A 17,238-nucleotide genomic window follows, 5' to 3' on the forward strand; every position below is an offset into this window, starting at 1 on the left:
TATTCTCACCTTTCTGCTCCCTGTTGCGTCGTGTTGCCGGTGCATGGGCGGCAATACGCGAGGTCGGGAGCATATCTTAGATAGACGGCATCATTGCCAAGAGGTCTGACCTGATCAGTGTTAACCAGATTAATGACGGGCGCTACGGCAGAAGGGAAAAAATGCGAGAACACACACGATTCTGGTGGAGGGCGGGCACCCTCCACCGGGAGATTAGCGCAGGCCCAGCTGGAAAATCATCGTTTCCGCCTGGCAGCTAAAAGTAAACTCACAGTCCAGCGTGACACCGGCCGGGGTTTCGCTGAAGCGGCTTTCGATCAGGCAAGGTTCTGACTCAACGGCACGCGCTTTATCCGTCAGCGTACGCAGCATCGCTTCAGCCTGTTCACGACGTTCAAATTCCTGGCTGTAGCTGGCGGTACAGTCCGTGTTATCCATTACTGTCCCAACATCGACACAGCAACACGCAGCGGTTTCACTGGCGTTACAGCGGTTAATAGCTTCAGTCATACATCCTCCGGCATACCACCCGGTATCTGGCGGCAGGTTAATTTAGATAAGTATAAGTCTACGCCTGCGCCTGTTTTCGCTCCAGCCATCCGGGGAAAAGAGCGCGTTAAGTGATGAAAATCACACTATTATTTGATCCGAAACAAGTCACACTAAATCATCAAAAAATTGATTGTAAGTTTTTTGCAAGCCAGATCGCTTTTTCAGCATCATTTTAGAAATATTTGAAAAACAATATTGCAACATAGACACAGGTCGGACCTATACTTGGCCCACTGGTCTGATTTGTTGGTTGTCTGTCAGTCCCTAGAATCCGCGATCCCTTGTTACGTTACGTAACAGAGCTTAAATAAAAATCAGATAATGAGGTTGTGGTTATGAACCATAAAAACCTGTTTGCTAAGTCTGCACTCGCAGCAGCAGTGGCGCTTGTTTCTTCAAATGCTTTATCGGCTGGCTTTCAACTGAACGAATTTTCCACCATTGGTCTTGGCCGCGCTTATTCCGGCGAAGGGGCAATGGGTGATACCGCAGCATCGGCCAGTCGTAACCCGGCCACAATGGCATTAATGGATCGCCCTATGTTTTCCATTGGCGCGGTATTTATCGATCCCGATGTGAATATTCAGGGACAGTCTGGTGCAGGTAATAGTCTGAATGCCGATAATATTGCACCGACGCAGTGGGTACCAAATATTCACTACGTCCAGCCGCTGAACGATCAGTGGTGGATTGGCGCCTCAGCAACCAGTAATTATGGTCTCGCCACCGAGTTTAACGATGGATATGCCGGTGGTCCTTTTGCGGGCACCACCGATCTGTTAACCATGAACCTTAACCTCAGCACCGCCTATCGTCTTAACCAGCACTTCAGCATGGGTGTCGGCGTCAATGCCGTTTATGCGAAAGCGAAAATCGAACGTAATATTGGTGAGCTGGGCGCTTTCCTGCCCGCCGCAGGTTTACCTGCCGCACCGGCTGATACCCAGATTGCTCATCTGAAAGGCGATGAATGGGGCTACGGCTGGAACGCCGGTATTCTTTATGAAGTGGATGATAAGAACCGCTTTGGCCTGAGCTACCGTTCAGAAGTGAAAATCGACTTTGACGGTGACTACAGCAGTGATATTCCGGTGGCCTACAACCCGATCGGCGGTCAATTTGGTCTGCCGTCCGGTACTGGTGGTAATACGGTTTCAGGCTCCCTGTCACTGCACCTGCCTGAAATGTGGGAAGTCTCCGGATACCACAAAGTTGCACCACAGTGGGCCGTTCACTACAGCCTGGCGTATACCAGCTGGAGCCAGTTCCAGGAGCTGAGAGCGACCGGCAGCAATGGTCAGGACCTGTTCGTTAAAGATGAAAGCTTCCACGATGCCTACCGCATCGCGCTGGGTACCAGTTACTTCTACGATGATAACTGGACCTTCCGCACCGGTATTGCCTTCGATGACAGCCCGGTTCCTTCGGATAAACGTTCCATCTCTATTCCTGACCAGGACCGTTTATGGCTGAGCGCGGGTACCTCTTACGCCTTTAATAAAGATACGTCAGTGGATGTCGGTATTTCTTATATGCACGGACAAAAAGTCACGGTTAAAGAAGGGAATGATCCGGTTGCCACCGCCCAAAATGGTGGCCAGGCGACACCTTATACCTTTACTTCCAGCGGTAAAGCCTGGTTGTACGGTGCGAGCTTTAACTATAAGTTCTGATCACTGCGCTTTATCAACGCGAATAAAAAACCCCACTTCCGTGGGGTTTTTATTATTTACTGCGAATCAATATCGCCCAAATCACCCTTAATTGCGGCGGCGTTTGGATTTTACTGCGGAATTAATTTTCCATCGCTGGCAAGGAAATCATGATGCTGGAAATAAGCCGCACGCATAAATGCGTAAGGATCGTTAGAATTTCTCAAAATAGCATCGGAGTCGAGCAGCTGTGCACGGGTTTCAATCCCTTCCAGTGCCCATTTACCCGCAGACATCCACCAGGTCAGCCAGAGCAGCGGCGGATAAACATCATCGACCAGCCCGCCAATATCTTCACGCGGCGTAAAACCCCCGTAGCCAGGGACTTCGACATACGTGCCATATCCCACGCCGTAATGCCCCAGCGTACTACCGAAAGCACGGGTCTCTTCTTTCGCCAGTTTCGGGTTAGCCATGGAGGCCACATCAATCAGACCGCCCATACCCAACAGCGTATTCAGGAAGAAACGGTTGAAGTGCACCATCGCCTTATACGGATTACCCTCAATGAAATAGTTCACCATTGAAGAGGGTTCTTCCAGGTTACTGAAAAAGTTGCCCAGCCCGTTACGTGCAGGCTGCGGCAGATAATCACGCCAGACCACCGCAACCGGGCGCAGAACATACGGATCCAGCACATTGTAGTTAAAGTCGAACATAGAACGGTTGAAGCTTTCCAGAGGGTCGGCATGGCCCTGCGGCTCATTCGCCGTCTCAGAAGTGGCACATCCCACCATCAGTACGCTAGCCAGCACTAAGCCCGTCAGGCGATAGTTCATCGTTTTCTCCCTGTACTGTTATAAATTATCGTCCACTACTGCCGGTTAATTTCCACGGCAATCTGCTGCTGACCGGCAAAAGGCAGTACTTCAGTCAGCCCGAACCAGTCACCAGGTGAACGGTAAGCGCTGCCATCGCGCGATATTCGCACGCGAACCTGCACCTGATGCTGCGAGGATAACAACCGATCCGGCATCATAGCATTGCTGTCATCCAGCGTGATCGATAAAGGAAAATGGCTCAACGGACTCTTTTTCACGGCTACAGGAACCTGAGAAACGCCGTCAGACACGGAAATATACAACACTCCGTTCGCGGGTAACATTTTTTCTGCCTCAGGTGACAAACTGATGGTTAACGCCAGGTGGCTTTTTTCTTTGCCGGAAGCGCTGTCTGCCTGCTGGATACTGCGCTGGATCATCACCCGGCGTCCGTCATTTTCCGGTAACAACGACAGCATTTTCTGCCAGGTCGTGACCGCCTGCGCATAGTCTTGCTGGTTGTACGCGTTAAAGGCTAACAGCCCCAGCACCTGCTCATTTGTAGGATACTGCACGGCCATGGCTTCCAGCATCATGAGCGCCTCACGATTATCCTGCGGATCGTTCGAGCGGGTCTGTACTTCAGCATAGCTCAGGCGAACATCAATGTCGGTCGGTGCCAGCTGCAAGGCATGACGAAAAGCCTGGCTGGCCATGCTGGCATTGTTAAGCACCATACCCAGCCGGCCGAGCATCTTCCAGTTTTCAACATCATCCGGCGTGCGCTGCAACTCGCTGCGAACCCCCAGAGCCAGACGTGCCAGCTGTTCCATACTCAGCGGCCGCGCCTGCGGATCCATCACCTGTGCACGCAGCGCAGGCAGCTCGTTTTTCACCTGCTGCCAGGCCAGGACCTGTTGCAGCCCTCCGGTTTTAACGTAGAAGCCGAGACTCACCAGCAGCAGGATCACCACGCCCGGCAGCAGTGCCCAACGGCTGACCTGACGGGATGTTTGAGAAGGGGTCTGGGGAATATCCAGTAGCAGCGTTTCCTGCAACTCGCGCACCATCTCGGGACGTTCTGCCACCACACCCTGCCCTTCATCCTCTTCCAGCTCACGCAGGCGCTGATGATAGAAAGCCTGATTAAGCCGATCGCGATCGGCGGTGCTTCCCCGCTTGTTGCGTACACCTGCCAGTAAAAATAGCGCACAGGCGGCGACCAGCAGCAACAGGATGGTTAAGAACAGTGTGCTCATGGCTGCTTCTCGTCATGGTTTAACAGGGTATCAAGCCGCTGCTGCTGTTCCGCATCCAGCGCGACGTGCTCAGCACGCCTGCGGCTGCGCAGAATAATCACCAGCGTGCCGATAATCACAAACAGCGCCGGACCCGCCCAGAGGATCAGCGTCGACGGCGTCACCGGCGGTTGATAAGAAACAAAATTGCCGTAGCGCGCCACCATATACGCTTTCACCTGCTCCGGCGTTTGCCCTGCCTGCAACAGCTGGTAAACCTTCAGCCGCATATCACCGGCAATCATGGCATTGGAGTCTGCAATACTGTTGTTCTGGCACTTCGGGCAGCGCAGCGAGGCCGTAAGCTGGCGATATTGCTGCTCCTGATCCACGGTGGCAAAAGAGTAGGTGTCGATGTTGTCAGCCTGCACACCCGCGCTGAACAGCACCAGCGCCAGCAGCATCAGATAAGCTTTCACGATCCGGCCTCCTGGCTGTATTTTTCCCACAGGGGTTTCACTTCCTCGTTCCATACGCGGTCGTTCATATCACCGGCGTGGCGATAGCGGATAATACCGTGGCCATCGATCAGAAACGTCTCCGGCGCACCGTACACACCCAGATCCAGCCCGAGCATTCCGTCACCGTCGTACAGGCTCAGGGCATAAGGGTTGCCGAGCGTATTAAGCCAGGTGATCGCTTTCTGACGATCGTCTTTATAGTTCATCCCCACAACGCGAACGCCTTTTGCAGCCAGCGTATTCAGATACTGATGTTCCGCCCGGCAGGTCGGGCACCAGGTGGCCCAGACATTCAGCAGGATCGGCTTGCCGTCATTCAGCACCGACTGATCGAAGGTTTTACCCGGCTGGTCCAGTGACTCCAGTTTGAAGACCGGGACCGGCTTACCGACCATCGCCGATTCCAGCCGCGTCGGGTCATCGCCGTTGGCGTTTCGGCTCAACTGCCACAGCAGCGCCGCCGCCAGCAGCAAAAACAGCACCAGAGGGAGATAAAGAATTTTCTTGTTCATGCCAGCTCCTTTTGTGCTTTACGACGCGAACGGTAGCGCGGGTCCAGCAGGCACAGCACCCCACCGAGCGCCATAAAGACACCACCAAACCAGATCCAGCGGACAAAAGGTTTGTAATAGAGGCGTACAGCCCAGGATTTACCCTCCAGCTCTTCGCCCAGCGCCGCATAGAGATCGCGCGTGAAGCCGCCGTCGATGGCCGCTTCGGTCATCATGGTGCGTGCCGCACTGTAAAAACGTTTTTCCGCCTGCAAGGTCGCTTCATGTTTCCCGTTGCGGGTGACGTCAATCACACCTGTGCTACCGGAATAGTTCGGCCCGACCAGACGCACCACACCGCGCAGTGTGAACTGATACCCGGCAACGCTCACGCTATCGCCCTCTTTCATCCGCACATCACGTTCCACGCTGTAGTTCTGGCTGAAGGCGATGCCGATCACCGTCACGGCAACACCCAGATGGCCGAGCACCATGCCCCAGTGACTGCGCGACAGATGACGCAGGCCAGCGAAGAAATCATGGCGATGCGTGGCGCGCTCATGCAGTTCCATCAGCGTCAGGATAATCACCCACACCGCCATCAGCAGGCCGACCACCGTCATCGCCTCAATGCGATCGTGCATCAGCCACGGCAGAACAATCGACAGCAGCAGCGTGACGACCAGCGCCAGCCCCAGACGCTTCCACAGTTTCTGTGGCTCATCACGACGCCAGCGCACCAGCGGGCCGATGCCCATCAGCAACGCCAGCGGAGCCATCAGCCAGGTAAACAGCGTATTAAAGAAAGGTTCACCGATGGAGATGGTGCCCAGCCCGAGCTGTTTATGTATCAGCGGCAGCAGCGTACCCAGCAGCACCACCAGCATCGCGGCAATCAGCAGCACATTGTTCCCCAGCAGGAAGGATTCGCGCGACCAGGCCTCATTCTGCACCCGGCTGCGTACCTTACCGCCTTTGATGGCATACAGCAGCAGCGAACCGCCAATGACGATAATCAGGAACGCGAGGATAAACATGCCGCGCGCCGGATCGGAGGCAAACGAGTGGACCGATACCAGCACCCCGGAGCGCACCAGGAAGGTGCCCAGCAGACTGAGGGAGAAGGCGGTGATTGCCAGCAGCACCGTCCAGGCTTTAAAGGTGCCACGTTTTTCCGTCACGGCCAGTGAGTGGATCAGCGCGGTCCCGGCCAGCCACGGCATAAAGGAGGCATTTTCGACCGGGTCCCAGAACCACCAGCCGCCCCAGCCCAGCTCGTAATAAGCCCAGGCCGAGCCAAGCACAATCCCGATGGTGAGAAACACCCAGGCCGCCGTAGTCCAGGGCCGCGACCAGCGCGCCCAGGCGGTATCCAGCCGCCCGGCCATCAGCGAGGCAATGGCAAATGCGAAGGCGACGGAGAAACCGACATAGCCCATATACAGCAGAGGCGGATGGAAGATCAGCCCGATATCCTGCAACATCGGGTTGAGATCGCTGCCCTCTATCGGGAAGTCCGGCAATGTGCGGGTGAACGGGTTCGACGTCAGGGTGATAAACAGCAGGAACCCGAGGTTGATCATCCCCATTACCGCCAGCACCCGGGCAATGGCATCCGCCGGCATGGCGCGACTGAGCAGCGCCACCGCCAGCGTCCAGCCACTGAGCAGCAGCACCCACAGCAGCAGCGAGCCTTCGTGCGCCCCCCAGGTGGCGGCAATGCGGTAGTAAACCGGCAATAAGGTATTGGAGTTGGTCGCCACGTAGGCCACGCTGAAATCGTTCACCACAAAGGCATGAACGAGGATCAAGAAGGCCCCGGCAATACAGGTAAACAGCCCGTAAGTCAGCGGACGCGCCAGCCCCATCAGACGAGTATCCTGACGCGCGGCCCCCCATAACGGATAAACACTCAGCAGCAGCGAAAACGCCAGCGCCAGGCACAGCAGGAAACTGCCGATTTCAGGCATCATGACTGGCCTCCGCTCGCGCTGATTGCCGCCGGGGAACGGTGATTTTTCTTCATTGCATCTTCAATTTCGGGTGGCGTGTATTTTTCATCATGTTTGGCCAGCACTTCTTTTGCCTGCACGTGGGTGCCATCCTGCAACACGCCCTGCGCCACCACGCCCTGCCCTTCGCGGAACAGATCCGGCAGAATGCCCTCATAGCTGACGCTAATCACGCCCACCGCATCGTAGAGTTTAAACGAGACCTGCAAGGTGTTCGGATCGCGTTTAACGCTGCCCGGCATCACCATGCCGCCCACGCGCAGACGCTGGCCCGGCTCCGGCTTAATCTGCCGAGCGCCTTTGCCGTTGATCACTTCGCCAGGCGTGTAAAACAGGTCAATATTGGAACGCAGCGCGTACATCACCAGCGCCGTTGCCAGCCCCAGCCCGATTAATATCAACATCACCAGAATCAGGCGACTTTTACGACGGGGATTCACGATTGTTCTCCTGCCGCGGTGGCGGCGTTTTTCATTTTTGCTGCGCGAATACGCTGCTCACGGGCATGGCGCTGACGGATGTCAGCCAGCAGACGGCGGCGTTGCCACAGCGTATGTATCAACAGCGTAACCAGCGGGATCAGGGTGCAGCTCACGGCCAGCCAGACATAGAAGCCGTAACGGCCCATGGCAAAGAAATCATGCCAGGAAGAGAAAGCAGGTGTCATCGGTGATGCCCTCCCTTGACGGCCAGCTCCGCGACCCACGGGCGATGGCGCTCGGTATGCAGCAGCAGGTTACGCAGGCGCATCAGCGTCAGGGTAATAAACACCAGCCACACGCCCAGGATTGACCAGTACAGCGGTGCCCGCATAGTCGGGTCAACGGCCTGTAACAGTACCCCGGACGAGCCCTGATGCAGGGTATTCCACCACTTTACGGAGTAATGAATAATCGGCAGGTTAATCACACCAACGAGGATCACAATCCCCGCGGCGCGCCCGGCCATGCGGCGGTCATCATAGGCGTGATACAGCGCAATGGCGCCCATATAAAGGAACAAAAGCACCAGTTCGGACGTCAGACGGGCATCCCACATCCACCAAGTGCCCCACATCGGTCGGCCCCAGGCGGAGCCAGTAACCAGCGTAATAAAGGTAAACACCGCACCGATTGGGGCCATGGCCATCATGGCAAGGTCAGCCGTTTTCCACTGCCACACCAGCCCGATAAAGGCGGCGCACGCCATCGCGGCATAGATGCCCATCGACCACATGGCCATCGGTACGTGGATATAGATGATGCGGAAACCGTCACCCTGCTCAGATGCTGGCGGAGCATAACCGAACCCCCACGCCCAGCCCAGCAGCAGCGCAGCCACGCCCGGGATCGCAAACCACGGTACCAGGCGTCCGCATAATCGGTACAACCGATCGGGCTTGCCCAGTTGATGTATCCATTTCCACATGATGTTTTTGCTCACAATTAAAGATCATTCGTCTGGCGTAAGTTCGCGCTAAAACGGCGTACTCCCGGTCTTTTCGCCGGTTAGTGAACGCTCACCCGTAATGCAGCCGCCGTGGCAAAAGGTGCCAGCGTGGCACTCCCTGCCAGCAGGGCACCCAGAATGGCCAGATAGCCGTCAATCGGCAGCCCCTGGCCCGCAGCATCGATGGCTGCACTGGCAAAAATCAGTACCGGCACCGCCAGCGGCAACACCAGTAAACTCAGTAATACGCCCCCACGACGCAGCCCCACCGTCAGCCCGACACCAATCGCGCCGAGGAAACTGAGCGTCGGCGTGCCCAGCAGCAAAGTCAGCGCCACCGCGCGCCAGCTGGCAAAATCCAGCGACAGCAACAAGGCGACCAGCGGTGACAGCAGCAGCAGCGGCAGCCCGGTAACGATCCAGTGTGCGGCCACTTTGCCCAGCACCGTCAACGGCAGCGGCGTGGGCAACAGCAGAAGCTGCTCCAGCGAACCATCGAGAAAATCATCACGGAACAGCCGCTCCAGTGCCAGCAGCGAGGAGAGCAGCGCCGCGACCCAGACAATGCCAGGTGCAATGCGCGCCAGCAGCTGCGGCTCCGGCCCGATGCCTAAGGGAAACAGCGTGACAACAATCAGAAAGAACCACAGCGGGTTGATAATTTCTGACCCGCTACGAAAAGCGATGCGCAGTTCACGCTGCAATACGCGCCAGAACATCAGGCCATCCCATCCGTCAGCCGAATGCGGCTGAGATGACGCACGGTCGCAGGCAGTTCCTGGTGCGTGGTGAGGATCACCGCCCCGCCCCGATCGGCATGAAGCACCAGCCTGGCTATCAGCTGGTCCACACCCGATTTATCAATGGCGGTCAGGGGTTCATCCAGTATCCACAGCGGTGCCGCTGACAGCCACAGGCGCGCCAGCGCCACGCGTCGCTGCTGCCCGGCGGAGAGCTGGGACACCGCAACGTCTTCATAGCCGGTAAGGTCGACCTGCTCCAGCGCCTGCCAGAGTTCCTCCGGCGAACGCTCCGTGTGCCAGAAGCTGAGATTTTCAAATGGGGTTAAGACCGCTTTGATCCCCGGCAGATGGCCGAGGTAAAGCAGGCTGGCGTGATAGTTTTCACGCTCCTGCTGAATGCTGCGCTGCTGCCAGAGCACATCGCCCTGCTCTGCCCGGCTGAGCCCGGCCAGAATACGCAGCAACGAGGTTTTTCCTGCACCATTTTCCCCTTCCACCTGCACAATATCGCCGGCCTTCACGGTAAAACTGAGATCGCTAAACAGCGTCCGCTCATCGCGAACACATGTCAGATTTTGGGCTGCCAGCATGGGAGGAAAATCGCACATTGTTAAATTTGATGCAGGATAGTACCACAAACTGTGTGTCTGCCTACGCTGACCAGGCGGCATAAGGCACGTCTTCTCCCCCTGAAAAACCGGACTATGGCGCTTTTTTGCACGGTTTCACGCCTGGGTTAAAGCTTTGTTACTCTTCTTATTAATGCAGGTTACATTTCATCGCGTCGGATAATACCCGCTACGCTTAAGAGGGAACGCTATTCTCTGGGGGAAAGATGAAAAACACACAAAACGATAATGATAATCAGGTTGAGAGTGAAGAAAGCGAACAGGGCAAAGAGATTGAGGTGGATGAAGAAGCCCTGCCCTCACAGGCTGCTGCCGTACACGAGCAGATCCGCCAGGAGGGGGAGAAAGAGCTGGAGCGTGATGCCCTCGCCCTGCTGTTTTCTGCTATAGCGGCCGGGCTGTCGATGGGGGCCTCACTGATGGCAAAAGGCATCTTCCACGTCAATCTGCAGGATGTTCCCGGCGGGTTTCTGCTGGAGAACCTCGGCTACACCTTCGGCTTTATTATCGTGATTATGGCGCGGCAGCAGCTGTTTACCGAGAACACCGTCACTGCCGTGCTGCCCGTGATGCATAAACCGAACGGCGGGAATTTTCTGTTGCTGATGCGTCTGTGGGGGTTAGTGCTGGGCGGTAACCTGATTGGCACTGCGCTGGCCGCGCTGGCCTTTAACCACCTGCCCATTTTCGACGACGCCGTACGCGGGGCGTTTGTCAGCATCAGCCAGAAAGTGATGGAGAACAGCCCGATGGAGATGTTTGCCAACGCGGTGGTTTCCGGCTGGATCATTGCCACCATGGTATGGATGTTCCCGTCTGCGGGCGCCGCTAAGATTTGGGTGATCATCCTGATGACGTGGCTGGTGGCATTGGGTGACCTGGCGCATATCGTGGTGGGATCGGTGGAGATCTTCTATCTGGTGTTCAGCGGCGATCTGCCGTGGCAGCAGTTTATCTGGCCGTTTGCGCTGCCAACCCTTGCCGGCAACATCATTGGCGGCACCTTTATCTTTGCCCTGATCAGCCATGCGCAGATCCGTAACGACATGAGCAACAAAGCCAAAGCGAAAGCCGCAGCGGAGGCGAAGCGCAAAGAGAAGAAAGAGGCAGAAAATCAGCCGGATTGATGCTAAAACGCGCAGTCAGGCGGGTAAGTGGTTAATCTGTGGCGCGAAACAGGCTATACTGCGCGCCGCTGTCCCCTTAGTTAAATGGATATAACGAGCCCCTCCTAAGGGCTAGTTGCAGGTTCGATTCCTGCAGGGGACACCAAATGTTAGCCTACCTAAGTATTTCAAAGTCTAGTCAACCCTTTAACTTCAAACACTTACCTCCCGTTAATAGCCCATTAACGTTCACAGCTGTATTTCAAAATCCACCCTGTTTAGTTGGTACATATGTTGGTATGTTAAGTTCGATATTGCAGATACCATCATCTGAGGGTTTTTAGTATGGCGCTTACTGAGTTAAAAGTAAGAAATACAAAGCATTCTGATAAACCTGTCAAAATGACCGATGGTAATGGTATGTGTAAGTATCCCAGCTTTAGTTCCAGGCACTTTTTGAGATTTCCGGTTTCTTGATCTCTTCCCAATATCGGTGCCAGGGTAAATCAGAAATCCGGCCCTGTTTGCAGGCTTCGGATAAATTCTTCCGGAGTCTGGTTATTTAACGAGGAATGTGGCTGGTACTGGTTATATTCCTGCCGCCAGTGCTCGATCTTCTCCCGAGCATCTTCCAGTGACAGGAACCAGTGCACGTTCAGACATTCATCACGCAGGCTGCCGTTAAACAACTCAACCAGGGCGTTATCCGTGGGCTTCCCGGGGCGGGAGAAGTCCATCGTTACCCCGTTTTCATACGCCCAGCGATCCAGCGTTTTCGAGATAAATTCGCTCCCGTTGTCCGTCTGTAGCCGCTGTGGTACACGCTGCTGTGTCTGCCTGATACGTTCCATCACGGCGACCACATCGTCACCACGAAGCCCCTGGCCTACCTCGATCGCCACGCATTCACGACTAAAATTATCGACTACAGTCAGGGCACGGATCCGGCGTCCGTTGAACAGATTATCAGCAACGAAATCCATGCTCCAGCACTGATCCACCGCGGTCACAGCCGGGCGGATAAGCCTGTGCCTGGCCGTCACGTGCCGCCGCGGGCGTTTTGACCGCAGGTTCAGCCCTTACAGACAGTAAATCCGGTGGGGTTTCTTGTGGTTAACCAGCCAGTCCTCCCGCCGCAGCAGGATATGGATCCGCTGCACACCATAACGAATGCGGGTTTCTGCAATCTCCCGTATCCGCTGCGTGAGGGCCCGGTCATCGCGGCAGCTGCGGTAGTTGTAGACTGTTCGGCTCTGCATCATCAGCCGGCATCCCCTGCGAACCCCGATGCGGTACGCCACCAGCAGGTATTCGACCGCCTCGCGTTTCTGCACCTGCCTCAGAACTTTTTTCGGATGATGTCCTGCAGCATTTCCTTGTCCAGGCTGAGATCGGCGACCAGCCGTTTCAGGCGGTGATTCTCTTCTTCCAGCTGGCGCAGTTCCGTCACGCCCATGCGGCCAAACTTCTTCTTCCAGTTGTAAAAAGTAGCCTCGGAAATCCCCATCTTTCTGCAGACTTCCTCGACCCGCGTACCTGTTTCTGCCTGCTTCAGGGCAAAAGCGATCTGCTCTTCGGTATAACACGTCTTTTTCATGCCGGATGACCTCATTTGTTCAGGGAAAGAAAGGCCGGAAACCCCACTTTAAGCCGGTACTGAAAAAAGGGAAGAGATCAGTTCCAGTTCAATGAAACTCGGCCAGCACAGAGGACTGATTCATCTCAGGGAAGAGAACAAACAAAAAATCTATCCGTTCTCAGCTATCAAAGAGTGGCTATACAATTTGCCTACTACGAGAGAAAGAGTTGGGATCAACAAAGAACTCGACCGCGCCTATGATTTTAGAGAATCAGGTTTTTACATAGCCGTAGATGATGTGCAAAACCCAGAGTGGAGAGTGATGCTCTTTCCGCAGCAAGGCGACTTCAACTCACAACAAGGCATGCGGGACACTGAAATCCAGTTAAAGCGATGGATGCATATTTTTGATAAAGTGGTTAATCGGTAAAAATTTCAAAATTAGTTAAATATAAAGGTCATGTTTTTATGTGGTTTTTTTTTAAAAAAAACATAAAAAACAATAATATACACCAATATTGAGTTAGATAGGTAATATGCGGATGAGATGATAAAGAAACAAAAATGCAAAGATTGGTGCCTCAATATGATCAAAGCTTTGACTGGTACTAACTTTTCGAGCATGAGAAAAATAAATTACCCTTACCCATGCCAGCACATAAAAGTAAAGTAAAATTAATCATTAATAGCACTAATTGCTTAAAAAAGTCATTTCGAACTTTGAAATTACATAAAGAAAATCTTGAAAAAAAAATTTACATATAAGAAAATTTGCACAAACATGCATTTGCAAAGGAAAATTTATAATGAAAAAAAGAATGCGCATTGGTGATTGCTCATTGTTGGTTAGCAGGATTGAGCTGCTAAATGGGGCAGAAGTTGCCTTTATGTTTGGTTCGGCTATCACCGCAAAGCAAGATGGTGCGGGCATTGCTAGCGTTTCCGAAGTAGTTGACTTGGCCGGTACTTTCATACATGAAAGACATGGCAAATCGAAACGAGAGGATTACATTAAACACATAGATGGTTATGACGGGACCGAAAAATATCAAGAGACCCTATCATATATTAATGATGTTTTTAGAAGCGAGGATGTCACTTCATTCATTGATTATATTATTGATGAAAATAAAGATGAAAACGGGAAACAAAAAATCCCGCAAAAAATCGTAGACTTCATTGATTTAATACATTCAAATACTTTAAACTGCAAAAATATTCTAACTACTAACTTTGACTCCATAATTGAGAATCAAATTGAGAATGTAGGTGAAAAACATAATTCTGTAAGTATTATTTCCGATTCAAATTTAAACCTTGCTCAAAACGATAACATAAACATTATACATCTCCATGGTATTCATAATCATGGTGAAACCATGCATGAAAGCAATCAGCTAACGATAGAAAGAGGTTTGTTGGAGGCATCTATACGGCAAATGCTCACTACTCATGAAATATATATAATAGGCTATAGTGGCTGGGATGATAGTTTCACAAGAACTTTAGCTAATATAGTTAAGGACTCTAAGGAAGAATATAGTATAGTATGGTGCTTTTACCAAAATGAAAATGACGTGATCACCTCTAAATACTCAGATATTTTTGATATTCTTGAACCCGCAATTGCCAGAGGATTGGTTCGCTTTTTTAAAAATGTTGACTGCAATACACTTTTTGACACTCTTAAAAAAAAACTAAAGTAGAATCTAAGAAAGAAGAGATAAAAGGGAAAACTGAATCAGACAGTGAATTGATCTATTATAATTTTGATGATGAAGAGAGTAAATTTAATTATCAAGAAGTAAGATTGATTGAAAAAAGGCTTGCTACAGAAAAGCTAAATGATAAAGGAATTGTTTTTATTGAGTCATCTGTAGGATTCGGCGAGATAGGTTTTATAAGAGCTACGTATACCGATCTGTCTTTAAAACCTATATTATTCAAAGTAAATCTATCTAATTGTAAAAGCAAGAATGATATTGATGACAAAATTAAAGCGGGCACAGGTGTTGATATAGCCATTATAATTAATGCTACTAAACAGGATATGCCCCTATCATCATTTGATTGTTTTTTTATATTTAGTGATCTTGACGATTCAATGAGTCGTGAAGCCGTTACATATCTCTTAAATATCACATCAACCGCATTTTCACATGGTAAAAATATAAAATTTATATTTACTTCACAATTTAATTTACTAAGTTTTCATAATTATCATGTAAAACTTAATGAGTTATCGCTACAAGAAACAGGAATTATCTTAAGAAAGTACATTGAGGGTATTAGTGGTCAGGATATCAATCGAGTATTTGAGATAAGCGATGGGGTTGTAAAAAAGCTCGAAAAGATTATGAGCTATTGTGAAATAACTTCCATTGACGAGGTTCTGTCTGATAATACAATATTTGATTCTATATACAATGATGATAGCTTAACACTTTCAACAATAAATAAAATTAAACGAATAAAAATAAACCCTGAAAAAGAAAATACATACAAATTGTTAACTATCCTTTCTGTTTTAAAAAACGGCGAAACTCTAACAAATATACGAAAATCTGAAATAGGGAAAAATATCAAGTTAAGTAACATAGAAGAAATAATAGATCTAGCACTTGCGAAGTCAATTAAAATAGACTACAAAAATATTATTACTAAAATAAATCCTATAATAAGAGATTATATACTCTCATTACTTACCCAAGATGAAATCTACGAAATATCCAAAGACTTTATAAATATTACTATTATTCAATCTAAAGATGGAATTAAAATAAACTCAACCAATAGAAAAATAATTGATTCTAAATTTAACTCGGAAGGTGATAATGGATGTATAATTCTAAAAAACATAATTGGAAAAGAGATTGGAGAGATAAAAAAATCACACCAAGACTCAATAAAACATTTAATTTCTTATTTAGCAGAGGCTTATGTATATTCTTTAAGTAATTCATCGAGATTCAAAGAAACAATAAGCTCATGTACACAGTTAATTAACATATTCGAGCTTCACAATTTACCTACTCATAGATATTACTATCACTTATCCTCTTCGCAGAGGATGCTAAACCAATATGATGATGCAAAGAATAATTTAGACCTTGCAAAAAAACTAACTCTAGAACATAAAGATAGTTACGTCACTAATTTGATAACTTCTGAGGAATTATTACTACTCGAAAGCACAAATAAAAATAAGGCAAAAGAAATAGCCGAAGAAATTACATCAAAAAAGAAGAGGAAAAATGTATCTTATATGACGGCAGAAATGATCTTGTTTTCATATTTAGATAGGGAAGAAAAAATTGAAAAGTTAGAAGCACTAGAAATTAAAGCCAGGAATGAAGGATTTAAAACACTTGCAAATAATATTCTTTTTAGAACAAACGAATTAAAAAACGATGCAGATAAACTTTTAAATCTCGACAAAATAATAAGAACAGACAATAGTGAGTTTAATATAATAAAGGCATTAATTTGGAAATATGAGATCATTGTAAGAAAAGACATTGAGAAGATAAATGATAGTGATATAGAGAAGTTGAGAAATATGTACAACTATCTCTTTTCGCAAAGATTAGATAATTTATTTAATAGGTGCCATGCCATTTTATGGACAATCGCTGAACACATAAGAGATGATAGCATAATAATATTTATATTTGATACAAGCTCTCTTATTTGGGCTTTAAGTTATGATAAGAAAAATCAAGAGAAATATGGTTTAAAACTTAAAACCCGTGAAGTATTATAAATGACAATTATATTTATTGGACCATATGCTTTAGTAACCATGCCAATTAATAACTAAATTTATATTAGGTGACTTTCATTTATAAGAATACAAATTTGATATTTTTAGCATAACAAAATTTTGGAATATACTTGTTATGCTATTTTCTGAAAGCAACTCATCCGATCAACTTTTCATGTCTATTCGATTTTTTTATAATTCAGGGCGTGCTCTTTAAATACCCTCCCTACTTCATGCTTATTCCAGACAATATACTCCACGATGAATTTATAAAAATATAGTACCCTTTCAAGGCTTATAGTGCTTGGTATAGTATAAAAATTTTGGCTGAGTAAAGCTGAAGTGAGAACCGCGATAATATTTTTTTAACACTTAAGACTCGGATTCTCATAATCTTGCTGATACTTTAGAAAATATTCTATACAAAAAAATATGAACCTTTTACGACTTTTCCTTTATTGCAGTCTGATTCATCCTATCTAAGAATGAAGCGATTTAAGAGTATCAAAATTTTCTGATCTGGAAAATATCTGTTTAATTTATTCATAGTAGCATCCTTGCTGTTGTGAATGTCATCCTGACAATTAAAGAAATATCATAATATTTAATCACATCAATAGTCAAAACCTATAAATTGGTGTTTTTAAATATCTTTTTAGGCAAAGGATTATTAAGCTCATCGACTGTTATTTGCTTTAAATGA

The 17,238-nt window shown here is 49.3% G+C and carries 16 protein-coding genes, 1 tRNA gene and 1 pseudogene; 6 read left to right on the top strand and 12 right to left on the bottom strand.

Annotated features, from left to right (window positions below; translation table 11 throughout):
* Positions 1-213 precede the first annotated feature (213 nt).
* On the bottom strand, positions 214-510 hold the full coding sequence (locus tag WH277_RS21800; protein WP_133841310.1) for a YfcZ/YiiS family protein: 297 nt from the start codon (positions 508-510) through the stop codon (positions 214-216).
* Between the two features lie 377 nt (positions 511-887).
* On the opposite strand from WH277_RS21800, the gene fadL reads away from it, so the two are divergent.
* A complete protein-coding gene (gene fadL / locus WH277_RS21805) occupies positions 888-2,225 on the top strand; it encodes a long-chain fatty acid transporter FadL (protein WP_339506894.1) in 1,338 nt (445 codons plus the stop codon).
* A 110-nt stretch (positions 2,226-2,335) separates the two neighbouring features.
* Here fadL and mlaA read toward each other — a convergent pair whose 3' ends face one another.
* The 10 genes from mlaA to ccmA form a co-directional block, all read right to left on the bottom strand.
* Positions 2,336-3,043, bottom strand: coding sequence for a phospholipid-binding lipoprotein MlaA (mlaA, locus tag WH277_RS21810; RefSeq protein WP_339506896.1), 708 nt, complete (start codon positions 3,041-3,043; stop codon positions 2,336-2,338).
* A gap of 35 nt (positions 3,044-3,078) precedes the next feature.
* The gene (gene ccmI / locus WH277_RS21815) at positions 3,079-4,284 is read right to left on the bottom strand and encodes a c-type cytochrome biogenesis protein CcmI (RefSeq protein ID WP_133841307.1); all 1,206 of its coding nucleotides are present in this window, start codon (positions 4,282-4,284) and stop codon (positions 3,079-3,081) included.
* Positions 4,281-4,742 (bottom strand): cytochrome c-type biogenesis protein, encoded by a 462-nt coding sequence (locus WH277_RS21820; RefSeq protein WP_133841306.1) that lies wholly within the window; start codon positions 4,740-4,742, stop codon positions 4,281-4,283. The genes ccmI and WH277_RS21820 overlap by 4 nt, the downstream gene beginning before the upstream one ends.
* On the bottom strand, positions 4,739-5,296 hold the full coding sequence (locus WH277_RS21825) for a DsbE family thiol:disulfide interchange protein (RefSeq protein ID WP_133841305.1): 558 nt from the start codon (positions 5,294-5,296) through the stop codon (positions 4,739-4,741). Before WH277_RS21825 ends, WH277_RS21820 begins: the two co-directional genes overlap by 4 nt.
* Positions 5,293-7,248 carry a heme lyase CcmF/NrfE family subunit gene (locus tag WH277_RS21830; RefSeq protein ID WP_159336249.1) on the bottom strand — a complete coding sequence of 652 codons (1,956 nt, stop codon included), beginning with the start codon at positions 7,246-7,248 and terminating at the stop codon, positions 5,293-5,295. The genes WH277_RS21825 and WH277_RS21830 overlap by 4 nt, the downstream gene beginning before the upstream one ends.
* Complete coding sequence (gene ccmE, locus WH277_RS21835) at positions 7,245-7,727, bottom strand: cytochrome c maturation protein CcmE (protein WP_339506900.1); 483 nt, start codon at positions 7,725-7,727, stop codon at positions 7,245-7,247. Before ccmE ends, WH277_RS21830 begins: the two co-directional genes overlap by 4 nt.
* Positions 7,724-7,954 carry a heme exporter protein CcmD gene (gene ccmD / locus WH277_RS21840; RefSeq protein WP_339506902.1) on the bottom strand — a complete coding sequence of 77 codons (231 nt, stop codon included), beginning with the start codon at positions 7,952-7,954 and terminating at the stop codon, positions 7,724-7,726. Before ccmD ends, ccmE begins: the two co-directional genes overlap by 4 nt.
* A complete protein-coding gene (locus tag WH277_RS21845) occupies positions 7,951-8,694 on the bottom strand; it encodes a heme ABC transporter permease (RefSeq protein ID WP_133842107.1) in 744 nt (247 codons plus the stop codon). The genes ccmD and WH277_RS21845 overlap by 4 nt, the downstream gene beginning before the upstream one ends.
* Before the next feature lie 80 nt (positions 8,695-8,774).
* Positions 8,775-9,434, bottom strand: a complete 660-nt coding sequence (gene ccmB / locus WH277_RS21850; protein WP_133841301.1) for a heme exporter protein CcmB — start codon at positions 9,432-9,434, stop codon at positions 8,775-8,777.
* Positions 9,434-10,048, bottom strand: coding sequence for a cytochrome c biogenesis heme-transporting ATPase CcmA (gene ccmA, locus WH277_RS21855; protein ID WP_339506904.1), 615 nt, complete (start codon positions 10,046-10,048; stop codon positions 9,434-9,436). The genes ccmB and ccmA overlap by 1 nt, the downstream gene beginning before the upstream one ends.
* A gap of 245 nt (positions 10,049-10,293) precedes the next feature.
* Here ccmA and WH277_RS21860 point away from each other — a divergent pair, with 245 nt between their 5' ends.
* Together WH277_RS21860 and WH277_RS21865 are read left to right on the top strand one after the other, a co-directional pair.
* Positions 10,294-11,214 carry a formate/nitrite transporter family protein gene (locus WH277_RS21860; protein ID WP_133841299.1) on the top strand — a complete coding sequence of 307 codons (921 nt, stop codon included), beginning with the start codon at positions 10,294-10,296 and terminating at the stop codon, positions 11,212-11,214.
* Between the two features lie 70 nt (positions 11,215-11,284).
* Positions 11,285-11,359: transfer RNA gene (locus WH277_RS21865), tRNA-Arg, on the top strand.
* Positions 11,360-11,699: 340 nt separating this feature from the next.
* Here WH277_RS21865 and WH277_RS21870 read toward each other — a convergent pair.
* Positions 11,700-12,790: pseudogene (locus WH277_RS21870) on the bottom strand (IS3 family transposase).
* Positions 12,791-12,881: 91 nt separating this feature from the next.
* Between WH277_RS21870 and WH277_RS21875 the strand changes: the two are divergent.
* From WH277_RS21875 to WH277_RS21885, 3 genes are all read left to right on the top strand, one after another.
* Positions 12,882-13,202 (top strand): DUF4755 domain-containing protein, encoded by a 321-nt coding sequence (locus WH277_RS21875; RefSeq protein WP_339506906.1) that lies wholly within the window; start codon positions 12,882-12,884, stop codon positions 13,200-13,202.
* A 376-nt stretch (positions 13,203-13,578) separates the two neighbouring features.
* The gene (locus WH277_RS21880) at positions 13,579-14,478 is read left to right on the top strand and encodes an SIR2 family protein (protein WP_339506908.1); all 900 of its coding nucleotides are present in this window, start codon (positions 13,579-13,581) and stop codon (positions 14,476-14,478) included.
* 47 nt (positions 14,479-14,525) lie between these two features.
* Positions 14,526-16,535 carry a hypothetical protein gene (locus WH277_RS21885; protein ID WP_339506910.1) on the top strand — a complete coding sequence of 670 codons (2,010 nt, stop codon included), beginning with the start codon at positions 14,526-14,528 and terminating at the stop codon, positions 16,533-16,535.
* Positions 16,536-17,238 lie beyond the last annotated feature (703 nt).

The organism is Erwinia sp. MYb416, assembly GCF_037479575.1.
In the GTDB taxonomy this organism is placed as follows: domain Bacteria; phylum Pseudomonadota; class Gammaproteobacteria; order Enterobacterales; family Enterobacteriaceae; genus Erwinia; species Erwinia rhapontici.

Excerpts from the sequence above, each read along its gene's own strand:
- WH277_RS21845 (WP_133842107.1), bottom strand. The coding sequence starts at position 8,694 with ATGTGGAAATGGATACATCAACTGGGCAAGCCCGATCGGTTGTACCGA.
- ccmI (WP_133841307.1), bottom strand. The coding sequence starts at position 4,284 with ATGAGCACACTGTTCTTAACCATCCTGTTGCTGCTGGTCGCCGCCTGT.
- WH277_RS21880 (WP_339506908.1), top strand. The coding sequence starts at position 13,579 with ATGAAAAAAAGAATGCGCATTGGTGATTGCTCATTGTTGGTTAGCAGG.
- fadL (WP_339506894.1), top strand. The coding sequence starts at position 888 with ATGAACCATAAAAACCTGTTTGCTAAGTCTGCACTCGCAGCAGCAGTG.
- WH277_RS21825 (WP_133841305.1), bottom strand. The coding sequence starts at position 5,296 with ATGAACAAGAAAATTCTTTATCTCCCTCTGGTGCTGTTTTTGCTGCTG.
- mlaA (WP_339506896.1), bottom strand. The coding sequence starts at position 3,043 with ATGAACTATCGCCTGACGGGCTTAGTGCTGGCTAGCGTACTGATGGTG.
- WH277_RS21860 (WP_133841299.1), top strand. The coding sequence starts at position 10,294 with ATGAAAAACACACAAAACGATAATGATAATCAGGTTGAGAGTGAAGAA.
- ccmA (WP_339506904.1), bottom strand. The coding sequence starts at position 10,048 with ATGCTGGCAGCCCAAAATCTGACATGTGTTCGCGATGAGCGGACGCTG.
- ccmB (WP_133841301.1), bottom strand. The coding sequence starts at position 9,434 with ATGTTCTGGCGCGTATTGCAGCGTGAACTGCGCATCGCTTTTCGTAGC.
- ccmD (WP_339506902.1), bottom strand. The coding sequence starts at position 7,954 with ATGACACCTGCTTTCTCTTCCTGGCATGATTTCTTTGCCATGGGCCGT.
- WH277_RS21800 (WP_133841310.1), bottom strand. The coding sequence starts at position 510 with ATGACTGAAGCTATTAACCGCTGTAACGCCAGTGAAACCGCTGCGTGT.
- WH277_RS21830 (WP_159336249.1), bottom strand. The coding sequence starts at position 7,248 with ATGATGCCTGAAATCGGCAGTTTCCTGCTGTGCCTGGCGCTGGCGTTT.
- WH277_RS21875 (WP_339506906.1), top strand. The coding sequence starts at position 12,882 with ATGAAACTCGGCCAGCACAGAGGACTGATTCATCTCAGGGAAGAGAAC.